Below are 13,306 nucleotides of genomic sequence, written 5' to 3' on the forward strand. Positions count from 1 at the left end.
GGCCCCGCCCCTCCCGGAAACCCCGTCCGCACGGACGGGCGACGCCCCCGCGCCCGCCGGGGCTCACTCCGCCAGCATCGCCCCCAGGGTCACGAACGGGTCCGTCAGGCGGGCCAGACCGTACGCCTCCTCGTAGGCGCCGTCGCCGATCCGACGGCGCGCCTCCCGCTCGGCCCGCACCCGCAGCGGCCCCAGCTCGGGGGTCCCGCGCTGGGGATGCCCGACCATCTCCCAGAACACCTGGCCCGCCCCGTAGGCGACCGCCGCCTCCTCGCCCTGGTCCAGCGCGGCCAAGGAGACCGCCAGCAGATCGAGGCCCAGCCCGAGCCCGAAGGCGTCGCCGATGAGGAGCTTGTCGCGGAGCATGGCCCGCGCGTGCGCGGCGGCGTCGGCCGCCCGCTCCTCCAGGACCGCTATCACCGCCAGCTGGTACTCGGTGTAGGAGCGGGTCCAGTGCTCCCCGGCCGACGCGGAGTCGTCCCGCAGTGCCTCGGCCTCCGCCCGGGCCTCTCCCAGCGCCCCGGAGGCCGTCAGGGCGAAGACGCGCACCAGCCGGCAGCGCGCCACCGAGGGCGCCGGGCGGGCCGGTCCGGTCAGGGCGGCGTCGGCGACGGCGAGCGCGTCCAGCGGCTCGCCCCGCAGCAGCATCACCAGCCCGCGCAGATAGGCGGCGTCCGCGAGCAGCGCCGCGTCCCCGGCCCGTACCGCCTCCTCGTCGGCGCGCCCGGCCAGCCGGGCCGCCGTGACGTACTCGCCGCGGAGGCAGCGCACCACCCCCAGCGCCCAGCACAGCCGGGAGAGCAGGGCCGGGGGACCGGCGACCGCCTGGAGGCACTCCTCCAGGTAGTGCGCGGCCTCGTGGAGGTGCCCGGAGCACGCCCACAGGAAGCCGACGGCACCGGCCAGCTCCCCGGCCCTGACCGGATCGGTCGCCAGCAGGTGTTCGAGGGCGGCGCACAGATCGGCGTGACAGGCGGTCAGCCGCGCGTAGGTGCGCGCCTGTTCCGGCCCCCACCAGGAGTCCTCGACGGTCAGGGCGAGCGCGTGGAAGCGCAGCGCGTGCCGGTCGGCCAGGCTCCGCGTCTCCCCGAGCTCCGCCAGCCACAGGGCCCCGTACTCGCGCACGGTGTCGTAGACGTGCAGCCGGTCGCCGGAGAGGGAGACGACGCTCTTGCGGACCAGCCCGTCGAGGGCTTCGGCCAGCCCGTCCCCGGTCAGCGGCCCGCCGCGGCAGACCCACGCCACGTCGGCCGTCGTGGCCCCCGAACGGAACACCGAGAGCCGGGCCCACAGCAGCCGCTCCCGGGGCTCGCACAGTTCGTGGCTCCACCCGATCGTGGTCCGCAGCGCGCGGTGCCGCGCCGGCTGGATCCGGCTCTCCGGTCCCTCGGCGAGCGCCAGCCGGCCGCGCAGCAGCCGGGCCATCGACCCCACCGGCCGCTCCCGCAGCTGCGCGGCGGCCAGCTCCAGCGCCAGCGGCACCCCCTCCAGCCAGTGGCACACCTCGGCGGCGGCGACGAGGTCCTCCGGCGCCGTCCACCGCGCCCCCGCGGCGGCCGCGCGCGCGGTGAACAGCTCCATCGCCTCGCTGTCGGGGGAGAGCGGGCCGACGCGGTACGGCTCCTCGCCCTCCGTCCCCAGCGGCTCGCGGCTGGTCGCGAGCACCACGAGCGCGGGGCAGCGGGCGAGGAGCGCCCCCACCAGCGCCGCGCAGGCCCGGACGAGGTGCTCGCAGGAGTCCAGGACCAGCAGCACGCGACGGGAACCGATCCAGCGGGCCAGGCCCTCCACCGGGTCGCCGGACGAGTGGTCGGACAGGCCGCAGGCGTCGGCCACCAGGGAGGTCAGCAGCGCGGGGTTGCCGATCGTCCAGAGCGGCGCCCAGTGCACGCCGGTGAAGCCGTCCCGCCCGGTCACGTCGACGACCCGCGCGGCGAGCCGGGACTTGCCGATCCCGCCCATGCCCACCAGCGTCACGAGCCGCCCCGTCCGCACGCGGGACACGACTTCCTCGACGGCCCGCTTCCGCCCGACGAACGGACCGCTCTCCGGCGGCGCCCACGAATCCATCCGCGCATTCTCCGGCAGAACGCGCCCCCCTCCGACCACGGACGCCGAGAGGGGACTGTTTTCGGCCGGTCGCCCTCCCGGGCGGCGGTGGCGGGGTCCGGAGGGCGCGTCGCGTGCATCCGGCGGGCGACGCGCGCGGGAAGCGCGAGTGTAGGAGTCCGTACGCAGTACGCCGGACCGGCGCGTCCGCGCCCGCCCCCGGCGGCCGAACAGGGAGGGCGCGATGACCGTCTCCGTCGTTCTGTACACCTCGGACCTGAGGGTCCACGACCATCCGCCGCTCCGGGCCGCGCTCGACGGGGCGCAGGAGGTGGTGCCGGTCTTCGTCCGCGACCCGGCCGTCGACCGGGCCGGGTTCGCCGCGCCCAACCGGCTGGCCTTCCTCGCCGACTGCCTCGCGGACCTGGACCGGGGGCTCACGGAGCGGGGCGGCCGCCTGGTGGTCCGGGAGGGCGACACGGTGGCCGAGGTGCTGACCCTGGTGCGCCAGACCGAGGCGGACGAGGTGCACATGGCCGCCGGGGTGACGGCCTTCGCCGCCGCGCGGGAGGCACGGCTGCGGAAGGTCCTGGAGGACGACGGGCGCCGGCTGTACGTCCACGACGGCGTGGTCACCGTCGTGCCCCCCGGGGACGTCGTCCCGCAGGGCTCGGACCACTTCGCCGTGTTCACGCCCTACTACCGGCGCTGGAGCGACCAGCCGCCCCGGACGCCGCTGCAGGCCCCGAGGACGCTGCGGGTGCCGCCGGGCGTGCGCTCCGATCGCGTACCGCGCCGCTCCGACGTCGCGGACGTCTCGCCGGCCCTCGTCGCGGGCGGGGAGAGCGAGGCGCGCAAGCGGCTCGGTTCGTGGCTCTCCGACCACGGCGACGCCTACGAGGACCGCCACGACGACCTGGCCGGCGACGCCACGTCCCGCCTCTCGCCCTACCTCCACTTCGGCGCCGTCTCCGCGGCAGAGGCGGTGCACCGGGCGCGCCGGCGGGGCGGCGCGGGCGCCGACGCGTTCGTGCGGCAGCTGTGCTGGCGCGATTTCCACCACCAGGTCCTGGCCGCCCGTCCCGAGGCGGCGGCCGAGGACTACCGCACGCGCCCCGGCGGCTGGAGGACGGGCGCCGACGCCGAGGCGGACCTCGCCGCCTGGCGCGAGGGGCGGACCGGATATCCGGTGGTCGACGCCGCCATGCGGCAGCTCGCCCACGAGGGGTGGATGCACAACCGCGGCCGGCTGATCACGGCCTCCTTCCTGGCGAAGACGCTCTGCGTCGACTGGCGGGAGGGCGCGCGCCACTTCCTCGGCCTGCTCGTCGACGGCGACGTGGCGAACAACCAGCTCAACTGGCAGTGGGTGGCGGGCACCGGCACCGACACCAGGCCCAACCGGGTCCTGAACCCGGTGGCGCAGGGCAGGCGCCACGACCCCGACGGCGCCTACGTCCGGCGCTGGGTCCCGGAGCTCGCGGGACTCGACGGTCCGGCCGTGCACGAGCCGTGGAAGCTCACCGGGCCCGACCGCGCGGCCCTCGACTACCCGGAGCCGCTGATCGGGCTCGCGGACGGCCTGGACCGCTTCCGGCAGATCCGGGGGATCGGCTGACCGGGCCCGCGGGGAGCCGGCTGCATCGTTTCGATGCGAAAACGATGCGACTTGTGGTGAGGGGGCCGGTAACCGGAACGTGAGGGGCACGGGGCCGACGAGGTCCCGGAGCCACCGCTCCCGCAGCGGCGGTCAGCCCGGTGGACGCCCGCTCCACCACCCGGAGGAGGAAGCGCCATGACCGCACCCCGGATCACCGCCGACCTCGCGACCCCCGCCCCGTCCGGCCACCCGCCGCACGCCGCCCCCCGCGCGGAGGCGCAGGGGGGCGGCCGGGTCGTCGGCGACGCCCACCGCGGGGGCAGCGCGGACGCGCACACGGCCGCCGGGGTCCACCGCGCGGACCGCGCGGGGCACACGGAGTACGCCGGCCCCACGGAGCACGCGGACGGCGAGGACCGCCGTGCGGCCCGTGCCGGCTCCCGCGCGGAGGGCGGGGCGCGCGGCGACGCCCGTGCCGCCGCCTCCGCGGACGACGACCTCGACTGGATCGCCCGCGGGCTGGTCCGGGGCGACGAGCACTGCCTGGCCGCGGCCTACCACCGCTGGGGACGGCTCGTCCACACGCTCGCGGCGCGGGCGCTGGGCGACCCGCGCGAGGCGGAGGACGTCACCCAGCAGGTGTTCGTCGCCGCCTGGCACGGGCGGGCCAACTTCCGCCCCGAGCGGGGATCCCTCCCCGCCTGGCTCATCGGCATCACCCGCCGCAAGATCGCCGACGCGCTCACCAGCCGCACCCGCCGCGTCGAACTCGCGGCGACCCTCGGGGCCACCCTCGAACACGCCGACCGGACGGACGAGAGCCCCGAGCGGATCCTCGACCGCCTGGTCGTCACCGAGGAGCTGGCACGGCTGCCCCGCGTCCAGCGGGACGTGCTGGCGCTCGCGTACTTCGCCGACCTCACCCAGACGCAGATCGCCGACCGCACGGGCATGCCGCTCGGCACGGTCAAGAGCCACGCGCGCCGGGGCCTCCAGCGCATGCGCCACAGCCTCGCGCCCGCCGCCACCGGCGGCTGACCGGAGGACGGACCGGCGCGCCCGCCCGGGCACGGGACGGCCCACCGGCCCGCCCGCCGGAAGGACCGGCGGACGCGGCGGCCCGCACAGCGGCCGACGTACCGACCTATCGACAAACAAAAGAACGAACGACACTAGGGGTGGAGACGATGAACGGACGGACCGTCGCGGTGGTGGGGGCGGGTGTGGCGGGACTGACCGCCGCCCACCTCCTGTCCCGCGCCCACGACGTGGTGCTCTACGAGGCGGACGGCCGGCTCGGCGGCCACGCCCACACCCACGAGCTGCCGGCCCGCGAGGGCGGCACGCTCCACGTGGACACCGGCTTCATCGTCCACAACGACCGCACCTACCCGCACCTGCTGCGCCTCTTCCGCGAACTCGGCGTCGCCACCCAGGACTCCGAGATGAGCATGTCCGTCCGCTGCGACGGCTGCGGCCTCGAGTACGCCGGCGCGCGCGGCCTCTCCGGCCTCCTCGGCGGCGGCAACGCCCTCCGCGGCCGCCACCTGCGGATGCTCGCCGACGTCCCCCGCTTCCACCGCGCCGCGCGCCGCCTGCTGGCCGCCGACGACACCACCCGGACCTTCGGGGACTTCCTGCGCGACCACCGCTTCCCCGAGTACTTCGTCGGCCACTTCGCGATCCCGCTCGTCTCCGCCGTCTGGTCCTGCGCCCCCGACACCGCGCTGCGCTACCCGGCCGCGTACCTCTTCCGCTTCCTCGACCACCACGGCCTCCTCTCGGTGACCGGCTCCCCGCAGTGGAAGACGGTGACGGGCGGATCGGCCGCCTACGTCGAGCGGATCGCGAAGGGCCTCGCCTCCGTACGGACCGCGACCCCGGTCCGCGCCGTCGTCCGGGGCGCGGACCGGGCGACCGTCGTCACCGCCGACGGCGAGTCGGCCGAGCACGCGGCCGTCGTCGTCGCGGTCCACCCCGACCAGGCCCTGCGTCTGCTCGCCGACCCCACCGAGCAGGAGCGCCGCGTCCTCGGCGCCTTCACCTACTCGCGCAACCCGACCGTCCTGCACCGCGACACCACCCTCCTGCCGCGCTCGCCGCACGCCCGCGCCTCCTGGAACTACTGGCTGCCCTCCTGCGCCGCCCGCCCGGGATCCGTCCAGGTCAGCTACGACATGAACCGGCTCCAGCGGCTCCCGGCCGCCGAGCCGCACCTCGTCACCCTCAACCCCGGCGACCGGGTCGACCCCTCCACCGTCCTGGCCCGCATGACCTACGAGCACCCCGTCTACACGCCGGAGTCCGTGGCCGCCCAGCGGCTCCTGCCCACCCTCCGCAGCCCCGTCACCGCCTACGCCGGCGCCTACCACGGCTGGGGCTTCCACGAGGACGGCTGCCGCTCGGGCTTCGAGGCCGCCCGTCACCTGGGGGCGGATCCGCGATGACCGTCCCCCCGGCCGCCCCCGGCCCGACCGCCGAGGGCACGGCCGCCCCCGCCCCGGCCACCGCCGGGCGGTCGCCCGCCGCCCCGCCCCCGGTCCCCGCCCTGTACGAGACCGAGATCGCCCACACCCGCACCACGCCCTTCTCCTACGCGCTCCGCCACCGCACGTACATGTGGCTGGTGGACGTCGACGAACTCCCCGTACTGCCCCGGGCCCTGCGCCCGCTGGCCCGGTTCGACCCGCGCGACCACTTCGACGGGCACGCCCCCACGCTGCGCGCCGGCCTCGACGCCTGCCTCGCCGCCCACGGCGTGCGGGACGCGGACGGGCCCGCGCTGATGCTCACCCACGCGCGCGTCCTCGGGCACGTGTTCAACCCGCTCACCGTCTACTGGTGCCACGACCGCGCCGGCCGACCCGTCTGCGTCGTCGCCGAGGTGCACAACACCTACGGCGGGCGCCACACCTACCTGCTGCGCCCCGACGGACGGGGCCGGGCCGAGGCCGCCAAGGCCTTCTACGTCTCGCCCTTCCTGGACGTCGAGGGCGCCTACCGGATGAGGCTCCCGCTCCCGGGCGACCGCCTCGACCTCACCGTCCAGCTCCGCCACTCCGACGGCACCCGTCCGCTGACCGCCACCGTCCGGGGCACCCACCGCCCCGCCCGGCCGGGCACCCTGCTCGCCGCCGCGCTCCGCCACCCCTGGTCCACCGCCGCCGTCTCCCTCGGCATCCGCCGCCACGGCGTCCGCCTCTGGCTCAAGGGGCTCCGCGTCCGCCCCCGTACCCCCTCCACCCCGCAGGAAGGCACCTCGTGACCCTCTCGCTCCCCCCGGCCACGCCGCCCGCCGCCCACCCCGGCGACGTCCCGGCGGACCACCTCCCGGTCCCGGCGCAGCGCATGCCCGCGGACCGGATCCCGGTGGACCCGGGCCGCTGGCCCGACGTCGCCCGCCCGCCCCGGGCCTCCGCCCCGCGGACCGCCGTCGCCCGCCGCCTGGTGGAACGCGCCCTCTCCCGGATGCCCCTGCGGATACGGACCGCCCCGAGCCCCGTCCCCGGCCCTCCGGCCCCGGTCTCCGCCGGCTCCCCTGCCCTCCCCACGCTCACGCTCCACGACCCGGACGCCTTCCACCGCAGGATCGGCGCCGACGGCCTGATCGGCTTCGGGGAGTCGTACATGGCGGGGGAGTGGGACTCCGACGACCTCGTCGGGCTCCTCACCGTCCTCGCCCGGCACGTCGACGACCTCGTCCCCGCCCCGCTGCGCGCCCTGCGGGGCGCCTGGGTCCGGCGCAGGCCCGGGGCCGACCGCAACACGCCCGACGGGTCCCGCGCCAACATCCGGCGCCACTACGACCTCTCCAACGAGCTCTTCTCCCTCTTCCTCGACCCCGGCCTCAGCTACTCGTCGGCGGTCTTCGACGCCCTGCCCGAGGGGCCCGCGCTCCTCCCCGACGAGGACTTCACCGCCGCCCAGCACCGCAAGATCGACCGCCTCCTCGACCTGGCGGAGGCCGGCCCCGGCACCACGCTCCTGGAGATCGGCACCGGCTGGGGCGAACTCGCGATCCGGGCCGCCGCGCGCGGCGCCCGCGTCCGCACCGTCACCCTCTCCGAGGAACAGCTCGCCCTGGCGCGCCGGCGCGTCGAGCGGGCGGGCCTCGCGGACCGGGTCACCGTCGAGCTCCGCGACTACCGGGACGTCCGGGGCCGCTACGACGCCGTCGTGAGCGTCGAGATGATCGAGGCCGTCGGCGCCGAGTTCTGGCCCGACTACTTCGCCGCGCTCCGCCGGCTCCTCGCCCCCGGCGGCCGGGTCGCCCTCCAGGCCATCACCATGCCGCACGCACGGATGCTCGCCACCGCCCGCACCCACACCTGGATCAGCAAGTACGTCTTCCCCGGCGGCCTGATCCCCTCGCCGACGGCCCTCGCCCGCGAGAGCGCGGCCGCCGGGCTGCGCATCACCCACGACCAGGGCTACGGCGACCACTACGCCGAGACCCTGCACCAGTGGCGCGCCCGCTTCCTCCGCGCGGAGGCGGAGGTCGACGCGCTCGGCTTCGACCCGGTCTTCCGGCGCATGTGGGAGTTCTACCTCGCCTACTCCGAGGCCGGTTTCCGCGCCCGGTACCTCGACGTGCGCCAGCTGCGGCTGACCGCCGACGCGACGGGAGCGGGCCGATGAGCGGCCCGACGAGCACCCCCGTACGCGGCCACGGGACGGAGGCACGGCGATGAGCGCCGTCGACACCGGGACCCTCGGCGTCGTCCTCGCCGCCTCGGCGGCGGCCGCGCTCGCCGTCATGCTCGTCGCCTTCGCCGTCGGCACGGCGAAGAGCCTGCACCGGATCGTGGACGTCGCCTGGGGCCTCGCCTTCGCCGCCGTCGCGGTCGTGGCCTGGTCCCTCGCGGCGGGCCACGGCGACGACACGCGGCGCACCCTCGTCGCGCTCGCCACCGTCGTCTGGGGACTGCGGCTCACCCTCCACATCGCCCGCCGGGGACGCGGCCACGGGGAGGACCCGAGGTACGCGCGGATGCTGGCCCGCGCCCGCGGCAACCCCACCCTCTACGCCCTGCGGAAGGTGTACCTCCTCCAGGGCGCCCTCGTCTGGCTCGTCTCCCTCCCCGTCCAGGTCGCGGTCCTGCTGCCCCAACCCGTGGAGGCGACCGCCCTGCTGGGGCTCGCCCTCTGGGCGGCGGGCCTCGCCTGCGAGGCGGTGGGGGACCACCAGCTCGCCCGCTTCAAGGCGGACCCGGCGAACCGGGGCCGCGTCATGGACCGGGGCCTGTGGAGCTGGACCCGCCACCCCAACTACTTCGGCGACTTCCTCGTCTGGTGGGGCCTGTACCTGACGGCCTGCGCCACCTGGCAGACCGCCCTCCTCACCCTGGTCTCCCCCCTCGTCATGAGCGGCCTCCTCATCTGGGGCAGCGGCAAGCGCCTCCTGGAACAGCACATGGCCGACCGCCCCGGCTACGCCGCCTACCGGGCCCGCACCAGCGGCTTCGTCCCGCTGCCGCCCCGCCGCGGGCCGGGCACGGAGGCCCGGAGGGGGTGACGGCGCCCCTCGTACGCTCGCCCCACGACCTATGTGCATCCCCGCTGGGGACTCCGGTTCCACTGGTGGGCGGTGGACCCGTTCGACCGGGTCGGGTTGTTCCGGTCCGCCTTCGGCCAGGTGCCCACCGCGGCCCACGCGCAGGCGCGGACGATGGACGAGGCGGCGGCGTGGGCCAGGAAGCGCCACCCGGAGTGGTTCGACCTGGACTGCGGAGGGGAGGACTGCCCCTCGCACTGCCCCGTCGGGCTGGGGCGGGCACCGTACCTGTTCGACTGGGACGACCACCACGACTCCCGCTACGTCCGCTCCGGAGTGCCGGCACGACCGCTCGGGGTGTCCGAGCTGCCCGCGGACGTCGCGGCGGCCGCGCGGCTCGTGCCGGTCGGCTTCCCCTTCGACCGGGCTCCCCAGGTCGACCTGGGCTATCCCGGGGGCCGGGAGGCCATCCGGGCCTCGTCGCTCACCCCCTGCACGTGCTGCCGACCGCACCCGGGCGGGCGGGAGGCCTCCGCGGAGGGCGAGGCCGGGGTCCCGTAGGGCGGGGACCTCGTCGAGCCGGGGCCCGGTGGAACGGGGACCCCGTGGAACCGGGAGCCGGCCGTGGGAAACCCGCTTCCGCCCGGCGGGACCTCCTCAGCCCTCGGCGTTCCCGCCCGGCCCGCCACCGCCGCCGTACAGCCGCGCGATCACGCCGATCGCCTCGCGGAGCCCGGCGGGCCGGGCCATGCCGGGGCCGGGGGGCCGGCCGAGCCACCCCGGTCCCGCCAGCAGGACCAGCGGGGCGGTCCGGGCCCCCCGGACCCCGAAGGCGGTCCCGGCGACGTGCCGGGCCAGGGAGTGGCTCGCGGTGGACCGCGCCTGCGACCAGAGCGCGACGGCGGCGGGGCCCGACCGCCGGACCGCCGCGTCGAGGGCCTCCGCGGGGACGGCCGCGCCGAACATGCGCGTCGGCAGGCCCCGTTCGGCCAGTCCCGCCGTCAGCGCCTCCAGCGGCAGCGTGTGCTGCTCCCCGGGGACGCACGCCAGCACCACGGGGGCGGCCGTCGGGGCGACCACGGGCGCGGTGACCGAGACCCGCCGCAGGGCGGTCGAGACGTGCCAGGAGAGCAGGTGCTCGACCTCGACGTACCGGTCGTCGGACGACTCCCACTTCCGGCCCACCGCGTGCAGCGTCGGCGCCATGATCTCCTCCCACGCGGTGACCAGCCCGTACTCGGCCAGCACCTGCTGGAGCAGCGCCTCCATCGCGGGCCCGTCGAGGCGCACGGCCGCCCGGGCGAGTCCCCGGCACTCCCGCCGTACGTCCCCCAGCGGCAGCCCGCTGCCGGGCCCGCCGCCGTGCGCTCCGGCGTGCGCTCCGTTCACCCTGTTCGCCCGTACGGGCTCCGGCGCGGTGACCGGCTCCGCACTTTCCCCGGGCCGGTCGGTCCCCCCGGTCCGGCCGGGTTCCTCCGGCGGGGGCGGCACGTGCGGGGCGGCCCCGGCGGGGCCGGGACCCTCCGTGGGGGGCCGGGTGCCCCGGGCCGCCCGCGCCGCCTCGGCGGGCGGGACGCCCGACGCGGTCAGGCGGCACATCTCCTCCAGCAGGGCCACGTCCTCGGGGCTCCAGCGCCGGTGGCGTCCGTCGGCGCGGACGGCGGGACCGATGCCGTACCTCTGGTCCCAGGAGCGCACCGTGGTGGGGGAGACCCCCAGGCGCCGGGCCACGGCGCCGGTCGTGATCCCGTGAGCGGTGTCGGACATGTCATCCACCATACGATGCGGAAACGCTGCGAACTCGGGGCGGGTTCATGGGGGCACCGGCTCGCCCCCGGGAGGGGCCGGGGCCGGACGGGGCGGGGACAGGGCCGGGGGCGAGGTCCGGGTCGGACGCGCGGGATCAGGGGATCCGTTCTCCCGCGGCCTCCGGGAGGCGGCGCGCGACGGCGTCGGCGAGCCGCTCGAACTCCGGACGCAGGAAGGGGGCCAGCGGCCGGGCGAGGCCCTTGAAGGTCAGGGAGGCCCGGTAGCGCAGCCGGGTGGCGGTGCCCTCCGGCTGGAACCACAGGTCGTCCACCGCGGTCACCGTCCGGTTCTCTCCGACGAACACCAGCCGTGCGGGCTCGCGCACGGTGAGCTCGTAGCGCAGTTCGGTCTCCCGGCCGCGGAACCGTGACGTGTTCCGCCAGCCGGCCCCCTGCCGCACCGGTCCGTCGTCGAGGCGGACACACCGGACGGTGCCGGGGTCCCATTCCTCGGTGCGGGTGAAGTCCTCCATATAGGCGACGAGCTCGCTCAGGGGGCGTCGCACCACGATCACCCGTTCCACGCTGATCACCGCACGGTCCTCCTTCCGGTCCGGTTCCGATGCCGGGGCACCGGCCCCGGACACCCCCACTTCCCGCGCCGGGCCTCCGGCGGATGCGCCCCGCGCGCGGTTCCTCCTCCCTCTCTTCACCCCCCCGCCTCTTTTCCTCCCTCCCCGACGACGGGGGCCGTCCCCACCCCGGACGGGCCCGGAGGCCGGATGGAGGTGACGGGCCGTCGGACGGGAGGGTGGGGGCATGACAACACGCCCGGCGCACACGCCCCTTGCCGCTTCCGCCGTCGTCCTCGCCGCGGCCGCGCTCGTCTCCGCCGCCCCGGCGAGCGCGACCGCCGACCGCCCCGCCCCGCGCGCCGCCGGCCGGGCGGCCGCGACGGTGGACGCCGCCGTCGGCGGCCCGCTCCGGTGGGGCGACTGTCCGGCCTCGGTGAAGCCCGCGGACGGGCAGCGCTGCGCGACCCTCTCGGTGCCGCTCGACCACGCCGACCCCACCGGCCCCCGCGTCGGCCTCGCCGTCTCGCGCCTCGCCGGCACCCGCCCGGAGGAGCGGCGCGGCACGCTGCTCGTCATCCCGGGCGGACCCGGCGGCTCCGGGGTGCAGCGGCTCGCCCAGAAGGGCGCCGCGCTCGCGGAGGAGACCGGCGGGGCGTACGACCTCGTGGCCTTCGACCCGCGCGGGGTCGGCGGTTCGGCGAAGGCGCGGTGCGGTCTCGCGGACGAGGACCGGTGGATGGTGACCCTGCGCTCCTGGCCCGCCGCCGACGGGACGATCGGTGCCACCGCCGAGCGGGCCCGCCGGATCGCCGACGCCTGCGCCCGCAACGGCGGCCCCGTGCTGCGGAGCCTCACCACCGCCAACCAGGTGCGGGACGTGGAGCTGCTCCGGCGGGCCCTCGGCGAGGAGAAGCTGTCGGCCTGGGCCACCTCGTACGGCACCTACGTCGCCGCCCGGTACGCGCAGGAGCACCCGGAGCGGACCGACCGCTGGGTCCTGGACAGCAGCGCGGACCCGGACCCGCGCCGGGTCGCGTACGGCTGGCTCGCCGACATGGCGAAGGGCGCCGAGGACCGCTTCCCGGACTTCGCGGCCTGGGCCTCCCACCCGGACCGGGCGGCCGGGGGAGCGCGCCTGGCCGACACCCCGGAGGGGGTGCGGGCGCTCGTCCTCGAACTCGCCGCGCGCCTCGACCGGGAGCCCCGTGCCACCGGGGCGGCCGGCGCACCGCTCACCGGGGCCGCCTTCCGCCAGGCCCTGCAGAGCGCCCTCTACTCCGACGCCGCCTTCCCCGGCTTCGCGCGGCTCGTCGGCCAGGTCCTCGACCCGGAGGGCGTGCCCGTGCTGCCGCCCGAGCTGGCCGGGCCGATGCCGGACGAGGCCGCGGCCATCACCGTGGGCGTGATCTGCAACGACGTCGACTGGCCCCGCTCCGTGCCGGCGTACGCCCGCGCGGTCGCCGCCGACCGGGTCCGGCACCCGCTCACCGGGGGCATGCCCGTCAACACCACCCCCTGCGCCTTCTGGAAGGGCGGTGCGGTGGAGAAGCCGGTCCGCCTCACCGACGACGGCCCGTCCAACATCCTCATGATCCAGAACCTCCGCGACCCCTCCACCCCGCACTCCTCGGGGCTGCGGATGCGCGAGGCCCTCGGCGACCGCGCCCGCCTGGTCTCGGTCGACCGCGGCGGCCACGGCGTCTACCTGACGGCCGCGGGCGGCGCCGGCAACGCCTGCGGCGACCGCGCCGTCACCCGTTTCCTGCTGACCGGCACCCGCCCGGCCACCGACATCCGCTGCTGAGGGGTGTCCTGCCGGCCGGCCGGGGCGGGCGCTCCC

11 protein-coding genes are annotated in these 13,306 nt (G+C 77.0%); 8 read left to right on the forward strand and 3 right to left on the reverse strand.

Annotation, left to right across the window (positions count from 1 at the left end):
* Positions 1-63 precede the first annotated feature (63 nt).
* A complete protein-coding gene (locus tag IE287_RS17680) occupies positions 64-2,070 on the reverse strand; it encodes an ATP-binding protein (protein ID WP_189850005.1) in 2,007 nt (668 codons plus the stop codon).
* 223 nt (positions 2,071-2,293) lie between these two features.
* Between IE287_RS17680 and IE287_RS17685 the strand changes: the two genes are divergently transcribed.
* From IE287_RS17685 to IE287_RS17715, 7 genes are all read left to right on the forward strand, one after another.
* Positions 2,294-3,667 carry a cryptochrome/photolyase family protein gene (locus tag IE287_RS17685; RefSeq protein ID WP_189850006.1) on the forward strand — a complete coding sequence of 458 codons (1,374 nt, stop codon included), beginning with the start codon at positions 2,294-2,296 and terminating at the stop codon, positions 3,665-3,667.
* 177 nt (positions 3,668-3,844) lie between these two features.
* Entirely contained in the window at positions 3,845-4,687 is an 843-nt protein-coding gene (locus tag IE287_RS39445) for a sigma-70 family RNA polymerase sigma factor (RefSeq protein WP_189850007.1), read from the forward strand.
* Positions 4,688-4,836: 149 nt separating this feature from the next.
* Positions 4,837-6,096, forward strand: a complete 1,260-nt coding sequence (locus tag IE287_RS17695) for an NAD(P)/FAD-dependent oxidoreductase (protein WP_189850008.1) — start codon at positions 4,837-4,839, stop codon at positions 6,094-6,096.
* Positions 6,093-6,914 carry a DUF1365 domain-containing protein gene (locus IE287_RS17700; protein ID WP_189850009.1) on the forward strand — a complete coding sequence of 274 codons (822 nt, stop codon included), beginning with the start codon at positions 6,093-6,095 and terminating at the stop codon, positions 6,912-6,914. Before IE287_RS17695 ends, IE287_RS17700 begins: the two co-directional genes overlap by 4 nt.
* A gap of 83 nt (positions 6,915-6,997) precedes the next feature.
* The gene (locus tag IE287_RS17705; protein ID WP_189850117.1) at positions 6,998-8,287 is read left to right on the forward strand and encodes an SAM-dependent methyltransferase; all 1,290 of its coding nucleotides are present in this window, start codon (positions 6,998-7,000) and stop codon (positions 8,285-8,287) included.
* 49 nt (positions 8,288-8,336) lie between these two features.
* The gene (locus tag IE287_RS17710; RefSeq protein WP_189850010.1) at positions 8,337-9,164 is read left to right on the forward strand and encodes a DUF1295 domain-containing protein; all 828 of its coding nucleotides are present in this window, start codon (positions 8,337-8,339) and stop codon (positions 9,162-9,164) included.
* A gap of 72 nt (positions 9,165-9,236) precedes the next feature.
* The gene (locus tag IE287_RS17715) at positions 9,237-9,704 is read left to right on the forward strand and encodes a hypothetical protein (RefSeq protein WP_189850011.1); all 468 of its coding nucleotides are present in this window, start codon (positions 9,237-9,239) and stop codon (positions 9,702-9,704) included.
* Positions 9,705-9,800: 96 nt separating this feature from the next.
* On the opposite strand, the gene IE287_RS17720 is transcribed toward IE287_RS17715, so the two are convergent.
* On the reverse strand, positions 9,801-10,910 hold the full coding sequence (locus tag IE287_RS17720; protein ID WP_189850012.1) for a MerR family transcriptional regulator: 1,110 nt from the start codon (positions 10,908-10,910) through the stop codon (positions 9,801-9,803).
* 136 nt (positions 10,911-11,046) lie between these two features.
* A complete protein-coding gene (locus IE287_RS17725; RefSeq protein ID WP_189850013.1) occupies positions 11,047-11,484 on the reverse strand; it encodes an SRPBCC family protein in 438 nt (145 codons plus the stop codon).
* A 226-nt stretch (positions 11,485-11,710) separates the two neighbouring features.
* On the opposite strand from IE287_RS17725, the gene IE287_RS17730 reads away from it, so the two are divergent.
* Complete coding sequence (locus tag IE287_RS17730; protein ID WP_189850014.1) at positions 11,711-13,270, forward strand: alpha/beta hydrolase; 1,560 nt, start codon at positions 11,711-11,713, stop codon at positions 13,268-13,270.
* Positions 13,271-13,306: the final 36 nt, after the last annotated feature.

The sequence above is a fragment of the Streptomyces omiyaensis genome (genome assembly GCF_014650895.1).
GTDB classification, from domain to species: Bacteria; Actinomycetota; Actinomycetes; order Streptomycetales; family Streptomycetaceae; genus Streptomyces; species Streptomyces omiyaensis.